At 64.5% G+C, this 17,683-nt stretch carries 19 protein-coding genes; 6 read left to right on the top strand and 13 right to left on the bottom strand.

Annotation, left to right across the window (positions count from 1 at the left end):
• Positions 1-54: 54 nt before the first annotated feature.
• Positions 55-2,334 carry a phosphoenolpyruvate--protein phosphotransferase gene (gene ptsP / locus DN388_RS17795; protein WP_043863450.1) on the bottom strand — a complete coding sequence of 760 codons (2,280 nt, stop codon included), beginning with the start codon at positions 2,332-2,334 and terminating at the stop codon, positions 55-57.
• Between the two features lie 22 nt (positions 2,335-2,356).
• Positions 2,357-2,836: an RNA pyrophosphohydrolase gene (locus DN388_RS17790; RefSeq protein WP_043863449.1), complete on the bottom strand. Its 480-nt coding sequence runs from the start codon at positions 2,834-2,836 to the stop codon at positions 2,357-2,359.
• A 140-nt stretch (positions 2,837-2,976) separates the two neighbouring features.
• Here DN388_RS17790 and DN388_RS17785 point away from each other — a divergent pair, with 140 nt between their 5' ends.
• Positions 2,977-3,633 (top strand): HAD family phosphatase, encoded by a 657-nt coding sequence (locus tag DN388_RS17785; RefSeq protein ID WP_043863448.1) that lies wholly within the window; start codon positions 2,977-2,979, stop codon positions 3,631-3,633.
• A gap of 74 nt (positions 3,634-3,707) precedes the next feature.
• Here the strand turns inward: DN388_RS17785 and DN388_RS17780 are convergent, their stop codons facing one another.
• Together DN388_RS17780 and ilvA are read right to left on the bottom strand one after the other, a co-directional pair.
• Complete coding sequence (locus DN388_RS17780; RefSeq protein WP_043863447.1) at positions 3,708-4,136, bottom strand: DUF2269 family protein; 429 nt, start codon at positions 4,134-4,136, stop codon at positions 3,708-3,710.
• Between the two features lie 40 nt (positions 4,137-4,176).
• Positions 4,177-5,691, bottom strand: coding sequence for a threonine ammonia-lyase, biosynthetic (gene ilvA / locus DN388_RS17775; protein WP_054915520.1), 1,515 nt, complete (start codon positions 5,689-5,691; stop codon positions 4,177-4,179).
• A gap of 136 nt (positions 5,692-5,827) precedes the next feature.
• Here ilvA and rpiA point away from each other — a divergent pair, with 136 nt between their 5' ends.
• Positions 5,828-6,499: a ribose-5-phosphate isomerase RpiA gene (rpiA, locus tag DN388_RS17770; protein WP_043863445.1), complete on the top strand. Its 672-nt coding sequence runs from the start codon at positions 5,828-5,830 to the stop codon at positions 6,497-6,499.
• Between the two features lie 87 nt (positions 6,500-6,586).
• Here the strand turns inward: rpiA and DN388_RS17765 are convergent, their stop codons facing one another.
• The 4 genes from DN388_RS17765 to DN388_RS17750 all read right to left on the bottom strand — a co-directional run bounded on the left by DN388_RS17765 (position 6,587) and on the right by DN388_RS17750 (position 10,763).
• Entirely contained in the window at positions 6,587-7,489 is a 903-nt protein-coding gene (locus tag DN388_RS17765) for an SdiA-regulated domain-containing protein (RefSeq protein ID WP_088514631.1), read from the bottom strand.
• 77 nt (positions 7,490-7,566) lie between these two features.
• On the bottom strand, positions 7,567-8,499 hold the full coding sequence (locus DN388_RS17760) for an SdiA-regulated domain-containing protein (protein WP_043863443.1): 933 nt from the start codon (positions 8,497-8,499) through the stop codon (positions 7,567-7,569).
• 162 nt (positions 8,500-8,661) lie between these two features.
• Positions 8,662-9,327 carry a fumarylacetoacetate hydrolase family protein gene (locus DN388_RS17755; protein WP_255001425.1) on the bottom strand — a complete coding sequence of 222 codons (666 nt, stop codon included), beginning with the start codon at positions 9,325-9,327 and terminating at the stop codon, positions 8,662-8,664.
• Positions 9,328-9,365: 38 nt separating this feature from the next.
• Positions 9,366-10,763 (bottom strand): FAD-binding oxidoreductase, encoded by a 1,398-nt coding sequence (locus tag DN388_RS17750; RefSeq protein ID WP_043863441.1) that lies wholly within the window; start codon positions 10,761-10,763, stop codon positions 9,366-9,368.
• Positions 10,764-10,935: 172 nt separating this feature from the next.
• On the opposite strand from DN388_RS17750, the gene serA reads away from it, so the two are divergent.
• Positions 10,936-12,165 carry a phosphoglycerate dehydrogenase gene (gene serA, locus DN388_RS17745; protein ID WP_043863440.1) on the top strand — a complete coding sequence of 410 codons (1,230 nt, stop codon included), beginning with the start codon at positions 10,936-10,938 and terminating at the stop codon, positions 12,163-12,165.
• Between the two features lie 70 nt (positions 12,166-12,235).
• On the opposite strand, the gene DN388_RS17740 is transcribed toward serA, so the two are convergent.
• Complete coding sequence (locus DN388_RS17740; RefSeq protein WP_043863439.1) at positions 12,236-12,709, bottom strand: DUF4399 domain-containing protein; 474 nt, start codon at positions 12,707-12,709, stop codon at positions 12,236-12,238.
• A 229-nt stretch (positions 12,710-12,938) separates the two neighbouring features.
• Between DN388_RS17740 and DN388_RS17735 the strand changes: the two genes are divergently transcribed.
• Positions 12,939-13,478: a transporter substrate-binding domain-containing protein gene (locus DN388_RS17735; protein WP_255001424.1), complete on the top strand. Its 540-nt coding sequence runs from the start codon at positions 12,939-12,941 to the stop codon at positions 13,476-13,478.
• Here the strand turns inward: DN388_RS17735 and DN388_RS17730 are convergent.
• Positions 13,475-13,963 (bottom strand): DUF523 domain-containing protein, encoded by a 489-nt coding sequence (locus DN388_RS17730; RefSeq protein ID WP_229588982.1) that lies wholly within the window; start codon positions 13,961-13,963, stop codon positions 13,475-13,477. The genes DN388_RS17735 and DN388_RS17730 overlap by 4 nt on opposite strands.
• 1 nt (position 13,964) lies before the next feature.
• Positions 13,965-14,597, bottom strand: coding sequence for a 2OG-Fe(II) oxygenase (locus DN388_RS17725; protein ID WP_043863436.1), 633 nt, complete (start codon positions 14,595-14,597; stop codon positions 13,965-13,967).
• Positions 14,598-14,711: 114 nt separating this feature from the next.
• Between DN388_RS17725 and DN388_RS17720 the strand changes: the two genes are divergently transcribed.
• Complete coding sequence (locus tag DN388_RS17720) at positions 14,712-15,461, top strand: DUF2059 domain-containing protein (RefSeq protein WP_116052396.1); 750 nt, start codon at positions 14,712-14,714, stop codon at positions 15,459-15,461.
• Here the strand turns inward: DN388_RS17720 and DN388_RS17715 are convergent, their stop codons facing one another.
• Positions 15,462-16,391: an alpha/beta hydrolase gene (locus DN388_RS17715; RefSeq protein WP_058541761.1), complete on the bottom strand. Its 930-nt coding sequence runs from the start codon at positions 16,389-16,391 to the stop codon at positions 15,462-15,464.
• 163 nt (positions 16,392-16,554) lie between these two features.
• On the opposite strand from DN388_RS17715, the gene DN388_RS17710 reads away from it, so the two are divergent.
• Entirely contained in the window at positions 16,555-17,112 is a 558-nt protein-coding gene (locus DN388_RS17710; protein WP_229588985.1) for a DUF6436 domain-containing protein, read from the top strand.
• Here the strand turns inward: DN388_RS17710 and DN388_RS17705 are convergent.
• A complete protein-coding gene (locus tag DN388_RS17705) occupies positions 17,109-17,657 on the bottom strand; it encodes a sugar O-acetyltransferase (protein WP_043863432.1) in 549 nt (182 codons plus the stop codon). The genes DN388_RS17710 and DN388_RS17705 overlap by 4 nt on opposite strands.
• Positions 17,658-17,683 lie beyond the last annotated feature (26 nt).

Genomic DNA, 17,683 nt, shown 5'->3' with positions numbered 1-17,683 from the left:
ACCTCCTGTAGGAGCCGGCCTTGCCGGCGAAGGGCCGCGACGCGGCCCAGGGCCTCACAGGGTCTTGGAAGCCCCAGGATTGATCATCCGCGACAGCCCCAGGTTCTTCAGCGCCAGTTGCAGCGAGCTGTGGATAACCTGCGGGTTATCGATACCCATCGCCTGCTCCAGCAATTCCCTGGATTTGCTCATGCTGATCTGACGCAGCATCCATTTCACTTTCGGCAGGTTGGTGGCGTTCATCGACAGGCTGTCGAAGCCCATGGCCATCAGCAGCACCGCCGCAGCCGGGTCGCCAGCCATCTCGCCACAGATGCTCACCGGCTTGCCCTCGGCATGCGCCGCGGTCACCACGTGCTGCAAGGCCTGCAGCACCGCAGGGTGCAGGTAGTCATAGAGGTCGGCCACCCGCGGGTTGTTGCGGTCGACCGCCAGCAGGTACTGGGTCAGGTCGTTGGACCCCACCGACAGGAAGTCGACCATGCGCGCCAGCTCGCGGGTCTGGTAGACCGCCGCCGGAATCTCGATCATGACCCCCACCGGCGGCATCGGCACGTCGGTGCCTTCGTCGCGCACCTCGCCCCAGGCGCGGTGGATCAGGTGCAATGCCTCTTCCAGTTCGTGTATCCCGGAGATCATCGGCAGCAGGATGCGCAGGTTGTTCAGGCCTTCGCTGGCCTTGAGCATGGCGCGGGTCTGCACCAGGAAAATCTCCGGGTGGTCCAGCGTCACGCGGATACCGCGCCAACCCAGGAACGGGTTGTCCTCCTTGATCGGGAAGTACGACAGCGCCTTGTCACCCCCGATGTCCAGGCTGCGCATGGTCACCGGCAACGGGTGGAAGGCCGCCAGTTGCTCGCGATAGATCGCCAGCTGCTCCTTTTCGCTGGGGAAGCGCTGGTTGATCATGAACGGCACTTCGGTACGGTACAGCCCCACCCCTTCGGCGCCGCGCTGCTGCGCCCGCGCCACGTCGGCCAGCAGCCCGGTGTTGACCCACAGCGGCATGCGGTAGCCATCGAGCGTCTCGCACGGCAGTTCGCGCAGGGCGTCCAGGCCCTGGGCCAGCTGGCGCTCCTCCTCGACCACTTCGGTGTAGTGCTTGCGCAGCACTTCGCTGGGGTTGGTGTAGACGTCGCCCTTGTAGCCGTCGACGATCATCTGGATGCCGTCGACCTTCGAATACGGCAGGTCGACCAGGCCCATCACCGTGGGGATGCCCATGGCACGCGCCAGGATCGCGACGTGGGAGTTGCCCGAGCCGAGAACCGACACCAGCCCCACCAGCTTGCCTTCGGGTACTTCGCCGAGCATGGCCGGGGTCAGCTCTTCGCTGATCAGGATGGTGTTGTCGGGGTACACCAGGGTCAGCTGGCGGGCTTCCTGCAGGTAGGCCAGCAGGCGCCGGCCCAGGTCTTTGACATCGGAGGCGCGCTCGCGCAGGTAGGCGTCGTCCATCAGCTCGAAGCGGTTGACGTGCTCGCCCACCACCTGGCGCAAGGCGCCCTGGGCCCACTGGCCGGTCTTGATGACCTCCACCACCTCGCCGCCCAGGGCGACGTCTTCGAGCATCATCAGGTACACGTCGAACAGCGCACGCTCTTCGGGGCGCAGCTGGGTAGCGAGCTTGGCCGAGAGGTTGCGCATGTCGCTGCGCACGCCTTCGAGGGCGTTGTTGAACAGTTTGAGTTCGGCGTCGATGTCGGTGACGGTCTTGTCCGGCACCACGTCCAGGTCGGCCGGCGGCAGCATCACCACCGCCGTACCCACCGCCGCGCCAGGCGAGCCCGGCACGCCGACGAACTTGGCTTCCTGGATACCCTTGCCCTGGCGCCCCAGGCCGCGAATCGAGCCGGTGGCCTCGGCATGGGCGATAACCCCGGCCAGCTGCGCACTCATGGTGACCAGGAAGGCTTCTTCGCCCTCGTCGAACTGGCGACGTTCCTTCTGCTGGATGACCAGCACGCCCACCACGCGGCGGTGGTGGATGATGGGTGCACCGAGGAAGGAGGCAAAGCGCTCTTCGCCGGTTTCGGCAAAGTAGCGATAACGCGGGTGATCGGCGGCGTTTTCCAGGTTCAGCGGTTCTTCGCGGGTACCCACCAGGCCCACCAGGCCTTCGTTGGGGGCCATGCTGACCTTGCCGATGGAGCGCTTGTTCAGGCCCTCGGTGGCCATCAGCACGAAGCGGTTGCTCTCCGGGTCGAGCAGGTAGACGGAACACACCTGGCTGCCCATGGCTTCTTTGACGCGTAACACAATGATCCCCAACGCCGTCTTGAGATCCTTGGCGGAGTTAACTTCCTGGACGATCTTGCGCAGCGTATTGAGCATGGCTCGGGGTCGAACTCCGTCGTCAGTCGCGCGCCAGCAGGCGCGGGGCAAGCTCTTTGAGAGCGCGGCGGTAAACCTCGCGCTTGAATGTCACCACCTGGCCCAACGGATACCAATAGCTGACCCAGCGCCACCCATCGAATTCCGGTTTACCGGTCAAATCCATCCGCACCCGCTGCTCGTTGGACACCAGGCGCAGGAGGAACCATTTCTGTTTCTGGCCGATGCACAGCGGTTGGCTGTGGGTACGCACCAGGCGTTGGGGTAAACGATAACGCAACCAGCCACGGGTGCAGGCAAGAATTTCAACATCCTGCCGCTCCAGGCCCACTTCTTCATTCAGCTCGCGGTACAGGGCGTCTTCCGGCGTTTCCTCGGGGTTGATCCCGCCTTGTGGAAACTGCCAGGCATCCTGGTTGATCCGTCGAGCCCATAGCACCTGCCCGAGATCATTGGTCAGAATGATCCCGACATTGGGGCGAAAACCATCGGGGTCGATCACGGCAGCAACCTCGCAAACGCATGTCGCCGCATTGTTCCACAAAGCTTGCAACGCCAGCAACGCGCCGCTCCACCTTATGTGCATAGCAGATAAAAGTCCGTATTCTGTGGGCCTTTTCAGATGTTATGCGAGTGACTTCGATGCGCCTGGCTTTATTCGATCTGGACAACACGCTTCTGGGTGGCGACAGCGACCACGCCTGGGGCGATTACCTGTGCGAACGCGGGATTCTCGACCCCATCGCCTACAAGAACCGCAACGATGCGTTCTACCAGGACTACCTGGCCGGCAAGCTGGACCAGGGCGCGTACCTTGAGTTCACCCTGGAGATCCTGGCCAGGACCGAAATGGCGCAACTCGACGAATGGCACCGCGACTTCATGCGCGACTGCGTCGAGCCGATCATCCTGCCCCAGGCCCTGGCGCTGCTGCAAAAGCACCGTGACGCGGGCGACAAGCTGGTGATCATCACCGCCACCAACCGCTTCATCACCGGCCCGATTGCCCAGCGCCTGGGCGTGGAGACCCTGCTGGCCACCGAGTGCGAGATGGTCGACGGTCGCTACAGCGGGCGCAGCATCGACGTGCCGTGCTTCCGTGAAGGCAAGGTGACGCGCCTGAACCGCTGGCTCGAAGAGAATGGCTTGAACCTGGACGACAGCTACTTCTATAGCGACTCGATCAACGACCTGCCGCTGCTGGAGCAGGTGGCCAACCCGGTGGCGGTGAACCCGGACCCTACCCTGCGTGCCGAAGCCGAGAAACGCGGCTGGCCGGTGATCAGCCTGCGCGATTGAGGTGTGACCATTCGCCGGCAACGCCGGCTCCTACAGCGCAACCGGTGTAGGAGCCGGCGTTGCCGGCGAAGGCATCAGACGGGTTTTGCACCCATCAGCCCGGCAATCGCGATGAAGCACACGGCGCAGAACACCGCCAGGCCCAGCGTCACCTTCGGGTTGCCTGCGCCCGGCGCCGTGCGCAGCCGGTTAAGGCGCACACTCAGCCAGAACCAGCAGAACGCCCCCACCGTATAGATCAGGCTGGAGCCCAGCACCCAGGTCTGCCCCAATGGCCAGCCGATCAGGTGCACCAGCCACCAGCCACTGAACGGCATGCTCACCAGGCATACGCCCATCAGCAACCATACGAACAGCAAAGGCCGCTGCAACAGGCGCGTGTGCGCAGTCACGTCACCCTTGCGTCGTGCCAGCCAGACCCACAGCGCCAGGCCCAGGGCACTGCCCAGCAGCACGACCGTGGCCAGTACGTGGGCGATTTTCAGGCTTGTCAGCAATTCCATGTCTTCTTATTCCTCAGGCGTTGCCCAACAGCGTAGCCGTTCAGCCCAGAAACAGCCGGTACGCCGGGTTGTCGGTTTCATCCCAGTACGGGTAGCCGATCTTGGCCAGTGCCGCCGGCACCAGGTGGCGCTCATCATCCGGCACCTGCAGCCCGGCCACCACGCGACCATCGGCCGCGCCATGGTTGCGGTAGTGGAACATCGAGATGTTCCAGCGCCCACCCAGCTTGTTGAGGAAGTTGAACAGCGCCCCCGGCCGCTCCGGGAACTCGAAGCGCAGCACCAGCTCGTCACTGACGCGCGCCGCGTGCCCGCCCACCATGTGGCGGATGTGCAGCTTGGCCAGCTCGTTGTCGGTCAGGTCCAGCACCGGAAAACCCTGCGCGGTCAGGCTGTGCAGCAGGGCACTGCGCGGGTCGGTGTCGGGGTGGGTCTGCACCCCGACAAAGATGTGCGCCTCGCCGTCGGCGTGGTAGCGGTAGTTGAATTCGGTGATCTGGCGCTTGCCGATGGCCTCGCAGAACGCCTTGAAGCTGCCCGGCTGTTCGGGGATGGTCACTGCGATGATCGCCTCGCGGCCCTCGCCCAGTTCGGCGCGCTCGGCCACATGGCGCAGGCGGTCGAAGTTCACGTTGGCACCGGAGTCGATGGCCACCAGGGTCTGCCCGGTCACACCTCGCAGCTCAACGTACTTCTTGATGCCGGCAACGCCCAGCGCGCCGGCAGGTTCGGTGATCGAGCGGGTATCGTCGTAGATGTCCTTGATGGCCGCGCAGATCTCGTCGGTGCTGACGGTGATCACCTCGTCCACATGATCCTTGCAGATGTCGAAGGTGTGCTGGCCGATCTGCGCCACCGCCACGCCATCGGCGAACAGGCCCACCTGCGGCAGCACCACGCGCTCGCCGGCGGCCATGGCGGCCTGCAGGCAGTTGGAGTCGTCCGGCTCGACACCGATCACCTTGATCTCGGGGCGCAGGTATTTGACGTAGGCGGCAATGCCGGCGATCAGGCCGCCGCCGCCCACCGGCACGAAGATCGCGTCCAGCGGCCCGGGGTGCTGGCGCAGGATCTCCATGGCCACGGTGCCCTGCCCGGCGATGGTGTGCGGGTCGTCATAGGGGTGGATATAGACGAAGCCCTTTTCGTCCACCAGCTTGAGCGAGTAGGCCAGCGCCTCGGGGAACGAATCGCCATGCAGCACCACCTTGGCGCCCCGCGAGCGCACGCCTTCGACCTTGATCTCGGGGGTGGTCTTGGGCATCACGATGGTGGCCTTGATCCCCAGTTCACGGGCGGCCAGCGCCAGGCCCTGGGCATGGTTGCCGGCCGAGGCGGTGACCACGCCCCGCGCCAGTTCCTCGGCGCTCAACTGCGCCAGCTTGTTGTAGGCGCCGCGGATCTTGAACGAGAACACCGGCTGCAGGTCTTCGCGCTTGAGCAGCACGTGGTTGCCCAGGCGCTTGCTGAGCTGGCCGGCCGGTTGCAGCGGGGTTTCGACGGCGACGTCATAGACGCGCGAGGTGAGGATCTTCTTGACGTACTGTTCGAGCATCGGGAACGCATCACTGGGCAGCTGGGCGGGGCCTCGGAGTCTACCGCAGCGCCCGGTCGGGCGACCACAGCCAGTCTGTGGTTTTAGCCGCTATACTACGCGCCCTCACGATACCCCTGCCCGCTCCGGAGCCCGCATGACCCAGGACCAACTCAAACAGGCTGTCGCCCAGGCCGCTGTCGATTTCATTCTGCCCAAGCTCGATGACAAGAGCATCGTCGGCGTCGGCACCGGTTCGACCGCCAACTGCTTCATCGACGCCCTGGCGCTGCACAAGGGTGCGTTCGATGGTGCGGTCGCCAGCTCCGAGGCCACGGCTGCACGCCTGAAGGGCCACGGCATTCCGGTGTACGAGCTGAACACGGTCAGCGACCTGGAGTTCTATGTGGACGGTGCCGACGAGAGCGACGAGCGCCTGAACCTGATCAAGGGCGGTGGCGCAGCCCTGACCCGCGAGAAGATCGTCGCGGCCGTGGCCAAGACCTTCATCTGCATTGCCGACGCGAGCAAGCTGGTGCCGGTACTGGGCGCCTTCCCGCTGCCGGTCGAGGTGATCCCGATGGCGCGCAGCCATGTGGCACGTCAGCTGGTGAAACTGGGCGGCGACCCGGTGTACCGCGAAGGCGTGGTGACCGACAACGGCAACATCATCCTGGACGTGTTCAACCTGCAGATCACCAACCCGGTGGAGCTGGAAACCCAGATCAACGCGATCGTGGGCGTGGTGACCAACGGCCTGTTCGCGGCGCGCCCGGCGGACCTGCTGCTGCTGGGGACCGCGGACGGCGTGAAGACCCTGACCAGGTAAGCTTGCGGGGCGGCCTCATCGCGGGCCAAGCCCGCTCCCACAGGTTCGGTGTGATCTTGTGGAAGCGGGCTTGACCCGCGATACAGCCTACTCGGTCTTCTTGAATACGTAGAACAGGTTCGGCTCGCTCACCACATACAGCGTCCCGGCATCGTCCAGCGCAATCCCCTCGGCCTGCGGCACGCTCGCCTTCAACCCGGCAGACCCCTTGCGCAGCGACAGGCTGCTGATCGGCTTGCCCTTCACGTCCAGCTCCAGCACCAGTTGCGATTCGTCCGACAGGGCCAGCAGATGCCCGCTGCGCTCGTCGAACTGCAAGCTCGACAGGTCTCTCACGAACAACCGCGAATCACGCTTGCGGTCCTGCACCACGTGCACCGCATAGGGCTGCTCCGGATTGTCATGGGGAAACCCGTGCACCTCGTAGATCAGCATCGGGTCGCGCTCCTTGGCCACGAACAGGCGCTTGCCGCCCGAGTCGTAGGCCAGCCCCTCGAAACCCTTGTTGCCGTTCAGGCCGATGCCCAGGGTAAGCTGCTCGGCATCCTTGGCATCCAGAAACGCGGTATCGGGCGCCACATGCACCCGGATCAGGCGCTGCTCGCGCTCGTCGGTGATCACGAAACTGCCCGGCCCCACATACTCCACCGCCTCGGGGTCGCCGAAACCGGTCAGGGGGATGCGCCGCACGATGCGCCCCTCCAGCGACAGCTCGATCAGCTCGGGGTTCTTGTTGGTGACCGTGTACAGGCTGTTGCGGTCCGGGTCGAAGGTCAGCGCCGAAATATCCGCCTGCAGCCCCTCGACCGGGCGTGCCTCGACCACCACCTGGTAGCGGCTCAGCCCCATGCCCTGCTCGGCCGGCTGCCACCAGGCCTTGAGGTCGAACCAGGCACGCTCGAACACGCGGTGCTGCTGCCCCGCCACGCCCAGGGCGGCAAGGGCCAGCAGACTGAAAACAAGAAAGACCAAGGGCAGGTAACGACGCATTCGGGAAGACTCGGCAGGGTTCGGGCGTCATCTAACCATAGCCAACTGAATCGAAGCTTAATGCCACTATGCGGGAGTCACTGCTTGCGAAAGCGGTAGAACAGGTTCGGCTCACTGACGATGTACAGGGTGCCCTGGTCGTCCATGGCCACGCCCTCGGCGCGAGGGATGCGCTTTTTCAGGCCGTTGAAACCGCCGAGCAGGGTCATGAAGCTGACCTGCTCGCCCCGCTCGTCCAGCTCCAGCAGCATGTTCGAGTCGGCCGACAGCACCAGCATGTGCCCGGTACGCGGGTCGACCCCCAACGCCGAGAGGTTGCGCAGGTCCAGCTCGTCACTGGGCAGCGGCTGCTTGTCGCCGGTCAGCGGCGAACGGCCGTCGGTGCGCCAGGTGAACAGCCGCGGCGGACGCTCCTCGCCCAGCACGAGGCGCTGGTTGCGCGGGTCCCAGGCAATCGCCTCGAAGGCCTTGTTCTGATTGGCCGAAGGGCCCAGGTCGTATTGCGTGAAATCCTTGATGTTCAGTGCCTGGGTGCTGTCGTCCAGGCTGACGATGGTCATGGTGTGATCACGCTCGTCGACAATGGCCAACCGCCCGTCCGCCAGCACCGCAACCCCCTCGGGGTTGCTCCAGCCGTGAAGTGGCAGCTTGCGCAACACATCGCCGTCCAGGGTCAGCTCGACCAGGAACGGGTTCTTGCCCATGACGGCGAACAGGGTCTTGCGCTGGGGGTCGTAGGCCAGGTCGGAGGCCTCGTCGTCCTCCATGCCCGGCAGCACCTTGGCGTCGATATCGACCGTATAGCCCGGCAGCCAGATACTGGCCTGCTGTTCGCTCACCGACTCGAAACGCTCCTGCAGCCACAGCAGGCCACGGTCGTCCCAGTGCATGGCGATGGCCACGCCATAGCCGATCACCGCAGCCGTCACCAGCCAGGTAGACCAGCGCAACAGGAGACGACGCTTGCGCACAGGAGGGAGCGAACCGCTGGAAGGATAAGGTGTGGCCATCAGGTATTCCCGTTGTTTTTTTAGCCTGGCACGCAACACGCAGGCACGTTCACAAGGTTGATTCGCGGGGATTATCCGGATCATTTGTGAAAAAAACGGCAACGCCCGATCAAAGGCCGGGGAAAAGGTGGCAGTCGGCTATCGACTGCCACCCGGGGCAGGTCAGCGAACGCTGCCCTCGAAACGGGTCACACCGGGCAGTTCCAGCACCAGCTCATCGCCAGCGCTCAGCGGCCCGACGCCGGCCGGCGTACCGGTGAGGATCACGTCACCCGCCTGCAGCGCGAACTGCGAGGCCATGTGCTGGATCATCGGCACGATCGGGTTGAGCATCAGCGCGCTGTTGCCGTCCTGTCGCACCTCGCCGTTGATGCTCAGGCGAATGCCGATATCGGCCAGGTCTTCAAATGTGCTGCCAACCACGAAGGGCGTCAGCACGCAGGCGCCGTCGAAGCACTTGGCGCGCTCCCAGGGCAGGCCCTTTTCCTTGAGCTGCGCCTGCAGGTCACGCAGGGTCAGGTCCAGTGCCGGGGCGAAGCCGGAGATGGCGTCGAGCACTTCTTCTTCGGTAGGCGCCGGCGACAGCGACTTGCCCAGCAGCACCGCGATTTCCGCCTCGTAGTGCACCGAGCCACGCTCGGCCGGGATCTTGAACCCGCCTTCCAGCGATACCACGCAACTGCCCGGCTTGATGAACAGCAGCGGCTCGGTCGGAATCGGGTTGTCCAGCTCTTTGGCGTGCTCGGCGTAGTTGCGACCGATGCACACCACCTTGCCCACCGGCAGATGAGTACGCGTGCCGTCTACATACTGGTGCTGATAGTTCATTGCCGACTCCTGGAACGATGTTATTGGCGCTGCGGGGTTCACTCGACGGCGAAGATCTTGCCCGGGTTCATGATCCCGTTGGGGTCGAACACCGCCTTCACTGCCTTCATGTACTCGATCTCGACCGGCGAACGGCTGTAGGTCAGGTAGTCACGCTTGGTCATGCCCACGCCGTGTTCGGCCGAAATCGAGCCGTTGTACTTCTCTACCGTCTCGAACACCTGCTTGTTGACCACCGCGCAACGGGAGAAGAACTCGTCCTTGCTCATGTCGTCGGGCTTGAGGATGTTCAGGTGCAGGTTGCCGTCGCCGATGTGGCCGTACCACACCACCTCGAAGTCGGGGTAGCGTTCGGCGACGATCGCGTCGATATCCTTGAGGAACGCCGGCACCTTCGACACGGTTACCGAAATGTCGTTCTTGTACGGGGTCCAGTGCGAGATGGTCTCGGAGATGTACTCGCGCAGCTTCCACAGGTTCTGCAGTTGCTGCTGGCTCTGGCTCATCACGCCGTCCAGTACCCAGCCCTGCTCGACGCAGTGCTCGAAGGTGGCCAGAGCTTCGTTGGCCACTTCCTCGGTGCTGGCTTCGAATTCCAGCAGCGCGTAGAACGGGCAATCGGTCTCGAACGGCGCAGGCACGTCACCGCGGCCCAGCACCTTGGCCAGGGCCTTGTCGGAAAGAAATTCGAAGGCGGTCAGGTCGAGCTTGCCACGGAAGGCGTGCAGCACCGGCATGATGGAGTCGAAATCAGGCGTGCCCAGCACCATCGCGGTGAGGTTGTTGGGTGCCCGGTCCAGGCGCATGGTGGCCTCGACCACGAAGCCCAGGGTACCTTCGGCGCCGATGAACAGCTGGCGCAGGTCGTAGCCGGTGGCGTTCTTGATCAGGTCCTTGTTCAGCTCTAGCAGGTCGCCCTTGCCGGTCACGACCTTGAGGCCAGCTACCCAGTTGCGGGTCATGCCGTAGCGAATCACCTTGATACCGCCGGCATTGGTGCCGATATTGCCGCCAATCTGGCTGGAACCTGCCGACGCGAAGTCGACCGGGTAGTACAGGCCCTTGTCCTCGGCAAAATTCTGCAGCTGCTCGGTGATCACGCCAGGCTGGCACACCACGCTGCGGTCGAATTCGTTGAAGTCGAGAATCTGGTTCATGTAGTCGAACGCCACCACCACTTCGCCATTGGCAGCTACTGCGGCAGCCGACAGGCCGGTGCGCCCGCCCGACGGCACCAGGGCGACCTGGCGCTGGTTGGCCCAGCGCACGATGGCCTGAACCTGTTCGGTGCTCTTGGGGAACACGATGGCCAGGGGGGCTGGAGCAAAATGCTTGGTCCAGTCCTTGCCGTACGCATCAAGTGAAGCAGCGTCGGTCAGGACCTTTCCAGGCTCAACCAGGGTCATCAGCTCATCCAACAGCGCACGATCGGTCATCTACAGAACTCTCGAACAATTCATGGTCACCCTGAGCACGTTTCACGTGCCAGGGATGGGCGTAAACAGGGGTGCCTATGCTAGCATACGCACCCCCGCAGATCGTGCCGAAAGCCGATGCTGCGAGCGCTTCTTTCCCTGCCATTTTTCTCCGGGACACAGGTTTACGCAGATGAGCAAGACTTCTCTCGATAAGAGCAAGATCAAGTTCCTTCTCCTCGAAGGCGTCCACCAATCCGCCGTGGACGTCCTCAAGGCCGCCGGGTACAGCAACATCGAATACCTCACCGGCTCCCTGCCGGATGCGCAACTGAAGGAAAAGATCGCCGATGCCCACTTCATCGGCATTCGCTCTCGCACCCAGCTGACCGAAGAGGTCTTCGACTGCGCCAAGAAACTGGTCGCTGTCGGCTGTTTCTGCATCGGCACCAACCAGGTCGACCTGGACGCCGCTCGCGAGCGCGGCATCGCCGTGTTCAACGCGCCTTACTCCAACACCCGTTCGGTTGCCGAGCTGGTACTGGCCGAAGCGATCCTGCTGCTGCGCGGTATCCCCGAGAAGAACGCTTCCTGCCACCGTGGCGGCTGGATCAAGAGCGCGGCCAACTCCTTCGAGATCCGTGGCAAGAAGCTGGGCATCGTCGGCTACGGCTCGATCGGCACCCAACTGTCGGTACTGGCCGAAAGCCTGGGCATGCAGGTGTTCTTCTTCGACCCGCTGACCAAGCTGCCGCTGGGCAACGCGACCCAGGTCGCCAGCCTGCACGAGCTGCTGGGCCTGGCCGACATCGTCTCGCTGCACGTTCCTGAGCTGCCATCCACCCAGTGGATGATCGGCGAGAAGGAAATCCGCGCGATGAAAAAGGGCGCGATCCTGATCAACGCCGCCCGTGGCACCGTGGTCGAGCTGGACCACCTGGCCGCCGCGATCAAGGACAAGCACCTGATCGGCGCCGCCATCGACGTGTTCCCGGTAGAGCCGCGCTCCAACGACGAGCAGTTCGAAAGCCCGCTGCGTGGCCTGGACAACGTGATCCTGACCCCGCACATCGGTGGCTCCACCGCCGAGGCCCAGGCCAACATCGGCCTGGAAGTGGCCGAGAAGCTGGTCAAGTACAGCGACAACGGTACCTCCGTGTCGTCGGTCAACTTCCCTGAAGTGGCCCTGCCGGCGCACCCGGGCAAGCACCGCCTGCTGCACATCCACCAGAACATTCCGGGCGTGCTCAGCGAGATCAACAAGGTGTTCGCGGAAAACTCGATCAACATCTCCGGTCAGTTCCTGCAGACCAACGAGAAGGTCGGCTACGTGGTGATCGACGTCGATGCCGAGTACTCGGACCTGGCGCAAGAGAAGCTGCAGCACATCAACGGCACCATCCGTTCGCGCGTGCTGTTCTAAACGCTTCGCCGGCAACGCCGATCCAAATGAAAAAGGCGACCCTCGGGTCGCCTTTTTTCATGCCCGCGATTTACTTCACGGTCACGGTGATCTTCTTCGATTCCACGCTTGGCTTGAACGGCACGTGGAACTTGTCGCCCAGCACCAGTTGCAGGGTGTGCTTGCCAGGGGCCAGGGTCAGCTGGGTTTCGGTCTGCGCCTTGCCAAAGTGCAGTACCTGCGGGCCGGCGGGCAGCGGCTGGCCGTTTTCCGGCATCAGGCTGGTGGGCAGCACCTGGTCGGCAGCCGGCGCCTTGTCGACGTCCACCAGCAGGTGATGATGGCCGCTATGCGGGGTGGCGTCGCCGGCCGGCTTGAGTTCCATGCCTTCGATGCCAAACTTGACGGTGAAGGTCTTGTCGACGGTGGCGCCATCGGCCGGGGAAACGATGAATACCTTGGCATCCTTGGGTGGTGCCTGGCTCACCAGGCCTTCGGCGGCGGCCAGCGCGGACACGCCCATCAACAAACCAGCGACGGCAGCACGCGAAAATAGGCTTTTCATTCACTTCTCCTGTGATTTACTTCGGTAACCCTTACCCCTGAATACCAGGGCAACGGTTCATTACGATAGATCAATTGCGCCAAGGCAAGCTTTAAAAAACGCCACGGAAAAATCTTCCCTGGCATCTAACATCCTCGGCCAAGTGCGGTCCTAGACACTGTTCGACCGCGACACACACAAAAAGTCGCGGCGACCGGACTCACTGCCAAAGACCAGGAAAGGGGCTTAGATGCGTTTGACTATTGGGGTACTGCTCACGGCCCTGCTGACCCCGTTGGCCCATGCCGAGCTGATCGACGAGGTCAACGATCGAAATGAACTGCGTATCGCGATCAGCGCCGATTCCTCGACCAATATCCGCAAGCAAGGCCAGTGGACCGGCTTCGAGATCGGGCTGGGCCAGGCGCTGGCCAAGGAGCTGGATGTAGGGGTGGAGTTCGTGCCCGTCGACCATGACGAGTTGCTGGACGGTGTGGAAAGCGGTCGTTACGACATCGCCCTGGACCAGATCACCGCCAGCCCCGAGCTCAAGCAGCGCCTGGGTGTCAGCGAACCCTATACCGACGGCGACGACGACAATCGCTATGTGATGCCCTTCCAGAAGGACAACCCGGCCTTCGAGAAAGCCTTGAACGCCGCCCTGCAGCGCATCAAGGACAACGGGCGCATGACCGAGCTGGCGCAGCAGGCGGCGCGGCCCGCTGTCGAGCCCCAGGCCCAGACCCACACCGAGGCGGCGGATGCTGCCGTGGACACCGACGCACCTTAGGCGTCGAGGGCATCCAGGGCCTGCACGGCCGCGTCCAGCTCCAGTTCGCTGAACACCTGCACCCCGGCCCGGCGCAACAGCGCCGTGGTCACACCCTCACCTTCCACCCTGGTGCCGCTGAACGTACCGTCATAGGTCAGCCGGTTGCCACAGGACGGGCTGCCCGACTTGAGCACGGCCACCCTTATGGCGTGGCGCTGCACCAGTGCCAGCGCCAGGTGCGCGCCCTGCACGAACGGCGCGGTCACGTCCTCGCCGGCTACCGTCACCACCCGGGCCTGGCCTTCCAGCACCGCACTGCCCTGCCCACCGGGAATTTCCGCAGGTGGCCGCGGGGTCGGCAGACCGCCGGCGACCTCGGGGCACAACGGCACCACGCGACCCTCCCGCTGCCAGCCCTGGAGCACATCCGGATGCCCGCTGGCGCGACCGTCATAGCGCACCGGCTGCCCCAGCAGGCAGGCGCTGACCAGAACCTTGTGCATGCTAGAAGGGCTCGTTGCCGCGCCGACGGAACCAGCCGGTGAGCGACAACCGCTCGCGGTTGGCCGGCAGCACTTCGTGGGGGATCTCGCCGGAGAGGAACACCACCAGGCAACCGCCGGTCGGCTGCACATCGTGTTCCACATTGTCCTTGAGGGTCATGCGCAACTGCCCGCCATGTTCGGGCAGCCAGTCTTCGTTGAGGTAGATCACCGCCGAGACCATGCGCCGGTCGTCGTCGCGAAAGCGGTCCAGGTGCTTGCGGTAGAAGCCGCCGGGCGGGTACAGGGCGAAGTGGCACTCGAAGTCTTCCAGGCCCAGGAACAGGCCGCGGTTCATCGCTTCGCGCAGGCCGTCCATCAACCCCAGGTACTGGTCGCAGGCGTCCGAGTCACCGGGTTCGAGCCACTGGATATGGTCGTTGCGAATACCTTCGCGTACTTCCTGCGCGGGCCCTCGCCCGACCCCCGCAGGGGCCAGTTCGCCTTCGGCGGCGCGGCGGCGGCACTCGGCCGCCAGTGCCCGCGTCAGCGGGGCCGGCAGGAACAGGTCGTGCTGCGACCAGCCACGGGTGGCCAGGTCGTCGACGATGCGCGACAGCAAGGGGTGATCAAGGGATATCTGCATGCCGCGCATAGTATCGAGCCGCCAGCAAAACCGACAGCGCCACTTGGCCGAGAGTGTGCATTGGCGTCTCGACAAAGCCCCGCCGGGCCACGGACAATAGCGGCCTGCCGACAGGAGTCCTGAATGCGCCGTTTGTTTTTTCTGCTGTTGATGATCTGCACCACGCCTGTCCTGGCAGATACCCACGACCAACTGTACAAGGTTGCCGGGTGGCCGGAGCAGCGCGCCCACTTCACCGATGCCCTCGATGCCGCCCAGCAGCGCTATCGCAGCAGCCTGCCGCCTGCAGTCTTCCAGGCCCTGGTGAACAACAGCAACCAGCGTTTCGAACCCACCGCCGTCGACCGCCGCGCCGAAGCCCAGTTGCGCGCTAACCTCGGCGACCCCAAGCCTGCGCTGGCGTTTTTTCAATCCCCCCTGGGGCGCAAGATCGTGGCGGCCGAGCTGCTGGCCACCCGCCGTGACCAGTTGGCCAAGAATGCCAAGGGCCTGCCCAAGATCGAGGCCAGCGACAGCCGCCTGCTGATCATCGGCCACCTGGCCCAGGCCCTGCCGGCCCGCGAGGCCGGTGCCGAGGTCAGCCTGGCGATTGCCGGGGTGGCGGCCGACAGCCTGAGCCAGATGATCCCCGGCCTGCTCGGTGGCAGCCAGGCCCAGGGCCTGCTCGACGGACAGCGCCAGCGCCTGATGCAGCAGATCGAGGCCGACCTGAACAACACCCTGCTGTATGTGTATCGCGGGCTGTCGGATGCCGAACTCGACGCCTTTGCAAGCTTTGCCGAATCGCCCGAAGGCAAGGCGTACTATGCCGCCGCCCTGGCCGCAATCCGGGCTGGCCTGGCGGTCGGTCAGAGCACCTCGGACCTGCAGTGATCAGCCAAGGCGCTGGCCGATGAAGGCAAAGTAGTCTCGGCGTATTGCCGGCAGCTCGTTGACCAGGTGGTGGCGGGCTTCGGGCATCAGCAGAATCTGCGGTTCGGCGAACTTGGCCTTGAGCACCTCAAGGTTGTACGGCCAGTCAACGGTCATGTCGGCCTGCCCCTGCACGATCAGCGGCTGGCGCGGGCTGCATGGCGCCACCTCGATACGCTTGACCCACGCCATCAGCGCCCCGACCCAGGCAGTAGGCAGGCGCCGCGGCTGCAGCGGGTCGGCCTGCAGGAACGGCAAAAAGGTAGGGTCGTTGCTGTTCTCGCTGAAGCGCCGCTCGATGCCGGTGACGAAGTGGCGCAGCACCTGATAGCTGAATTTCGACCAGCGCCACGCACGCGGGCGTACCAGCGGCGCCAGCAGGATCACCTGGCCCTGGGCCGGGCTGTGCGCGCCGTGGTGCAGCAGGTGGTCGACCAGGATGGCGCCGCCGGTGCTCTGCCCACACAGGTGCCAGGGTTGCGGCAGGTTCAGCGCCTGGCCCTGCTCGAACAGCGCCTGCAGCACGTCCTGATACACCGCAAAGTCATCGATGCTGGCGCGCTCGCCACTGGACAGCCCATGACCCGGCAGGTCGCAGGCGATGACCGCGAACTGCCGGGCCAGGGCCCATTCGATGGCGTGGCGGTAGAGGCCCATGTGGTCGTAGAAACCGTGCAGCAATACCAGCGTCGCCACAGGCGCGGCGGGCAGCCAGACCTGGGCGACCAGCTCGAAGCCTGCGGTGTCGAAACGCCCCAGCCAGCTGTCGACGCCGGGGATGTCCAGGCTGTAGAAATGCCGGTACGCCTGCGCCTGGGTCGACAACGGCTGACGCGCGGCCAGCGGTTGCAGGCTGGCACGCAGGGAGTCGGGCTGGAATGACGCGGGCATGGAAGTTACCAACAACGGGGCAAAGGATTGACCTGTGATATTCATCTGTTGCGAACGGCGTGGCAAGCTGGGGGACTTTTTTGTTGCCTGTGCCGCCCCCTCGCCCGTAGGCGCCGGCCTTGCCGGCGAAAAGATACACCCCTTTCCAGAATTGGTACCCCCGATGCCCCGCCACCTGCTCACCGGCCTCACCCTGCTCCTCTGCGCCGCCGGCCTGTGGTGGGCCTACGACAGCTTCCAGGGCCGCTACCTGCGCCCCTTCGACAACCACACCGCACTGTTCGCCGGCGACACTCTGCGCCTGCCAGAAGACATCGCCGGCCCCGGCCCCGTCCGCCTGGTGCACTTCTGGGACCCGGCCTGCCCCTGCAACGTCGGCAACCAGCAGCACCTGGCCGAGCTGACCGAGCACTTCGCCGCCCAGGGCGTGGAGTTCTACGTGGTGCAAAAGCCCGGTACCCACGGCCAACTGCCCGCCACCCTCGGCGCGCTCAAGCCACTGGCCGATCTGCCCGGCGCCGAGCACCTGCCGGCAAGCCCTGCGGTAGCGATCTGGGGCCGCAACGGCCAGCTCGCCTACTTCGGCCCCTACAGCGAGGGTGCCACGTGCAATTCGAGCAACAGCTTCATCGAGCCCATTCTGCTGGCCCTCACCCAGGGCCGCAGCGTGAACGCCACCCACACCCTGGCGGTGGGCTGCTATTGCCCCTGGGCCGGCTAGCGTACCCGTGCCGGGTTGCCCATCGCTGTCGCCCCCGCCGGCACATCGCGGGTCACCACTGCGCCCGCGCCGATGATCGCATCATCACCAATGCTCACCCCTGGCAGAATCAGCGCACCGGCACCGATCCACACGTTGCTGCCGATGTTCACCGGGCGCCCGCTCTCCAGCCCCGAACGGCGGATGGCCGGATCGCGCGGATGGTCGGCGGTGAGGATCTGCACACCGGGGCCGATCTGGCAGTCATCGCCGATGTGCACCTGCACCACGTCGAGGATCACGCAGTTGAAGTTGACGAACACGTTGGCGCCCAGCGTGATGTTGTAGCCGTAGTCGCAATGAAACGGCGGCCGGATCACCGCGCCTGCCCCCACTTTGGCGAAGTGCTCGACCAGCAGGGCATGACGCTGCTCGTTGAGCAGTTCGGGGGAATGGTTGTAGCGATACATCCAGTGCTTGTTGGCGATCTGCTCGGCCTGCAGCTCGGGACAGCCGGCATGATAGAGCTGGCCGGCGAGCATTTTCTGCTTTTCACTGAGGTTCATCGGACCGTGGCTTCCTGGGATGGGTT

It is taken from the genome of Pseudomonas sp. S12(2018) (assembly GCF_024355235.1).
Classification (GTDB): Bacteria; Pseudomonadota; Gammaproteobacteria; order Pseudomonadales; family Pseudomonadaceae; genus Aquipseudomonas; species Aquipseudomonas palmensis.
This window is presented reverse-complemented; position numbering and strand designations above follow the sequence as displayed.

Excerpts from the sequence above, each read along its gene's own strand:
- DN388_RS17760 (WP_043863443.1), bottom strand. The coding sequence starts at position 8,499 with ATGGCCACACCTTATCCTTCCAGCGGTTCGCTCCCTCCTGTGCGCAAG.
- DN388_RS17725 (WP_043863436.1), bottom strand. The coding sequence starts at position 14,597 with ATGCGCGGCATGCAGATATCCCTTGATCACCCCTTGCTGTCGCGCATC.
- DN388_RS17740 (WP_043863439.1), bottom strand. The coding sequence starts at position 12,709 with ATGAAAAGCCTATTTTCGCGTGCTGCCGTCGCTGGTTTGTTGATGGGC.
- DN388_RS17765 (WP_088514631.1), bottom strand. The coding sequence starts at position 7,489 with ATGCGTCGTTACCTGCCCTTGGTCTTTCTTGTTTTCAGTCTGCTGGCC.
- DN388_RS17780 (WP_043863447.1), bottom strand. The coding sequence starts at position 4,136 with ATGGAATTGCTGACAAGCCTGAAAATCGCCCACGTACTGGCCACGGTC.
- DN388_RS17715 (WP_058541761.1), bottom strand. The coding sequence starts at position 16,391 with ATGCCCGCGTCATTCCAGCCCGACTCCCTGCGTGCCAGCCTGCAACCG.
- DN388_RS17705 (WP_043863432.1), bottom strand. The coding sequence starts at position 17,657 with ATGAACCTCAGTGAAAAGCAGAAAATGCTCGCCGGCCAGCTCTATCAT.
- ptsP (WP_043863450.1), bottom strand. The coding sequence starts at position 2,334 with ATGCTCAATACGCTGCGCAAGATCGTCCAGGAAGTTAACTCCGCCAAG.
- ilvA (WP_054915520.1), bottom strand. The coding sequence starts at position 5,691 with ATGCTCGAACAGTACGTCAAGAAGATCCTCACCTCGCGCGTCTATGAC.
- DN388_RS17755 (WP_255001425.1), bottom strand. The coding sequence starts at position 9,327 with ATGAACTATCAGCACCAGTATGTAGACGGCACGCGTACTCATCTGCCG.
- DN388_RS17730 (WP_229588982.1), bottom strand. The coding sequence starts at position 13,963 with ATGCACAAGGTTCTGGTCAGCGCCTGCCTGCTGGGGCAGCCGGTGCGC.
- DN388_RS17750 (WP_043863441.1), bottom strand. The coding sequence starts at position 10,763 with ATGACCGATCGTGCGCTGTTGGATGAGCTGATGACCCTGGTTGAGCCT.
- serA (WP_043863440.1), top strand. The coding sequence starts at position 10,936 with ATGAGCAAGACTTCTCTCGATAAGAGCAAGATCAAGTTCCTTCTCCTC.
- DN388_RS17785 (WP_043863448.1), top strand. The coding sequence starts at position 2,977 with ATGCGCCTGGCTTTATTCGATCTGGACAACACGCTTCTGGGTGGCGAC.
- DN388_RS17710 (WP_229588985.1), top strand. The coding sequence starts at position 16,555 with ATGCCCCGCCACCTGCTCACCGGCCTCACCCTGCTCCTCTGCGCCGCC.
- rpiA (WP_043863445.1), top strand. The coding sequence starts at position 5,828 with ATGACCCAGGACCAACTCAAACAGGCTGTCGCCCAGGCCGCTGTCGAT.
- DN388_RS17735 (WP_255001424.1), top strand. The coding sequence starts at position 12,939 with ATGCGTTTGACTATTGGGGTACTGCTCACGGCCCTGCTGACCCCGTTG.
- DN388_RS17720 (WP_116052396.1), top strand. The coding sequence starts at position 14,712 with ATGCGCCGTTTGTTTTTTCTGCTGTTGATGATCTGCACCACGCCTGTC.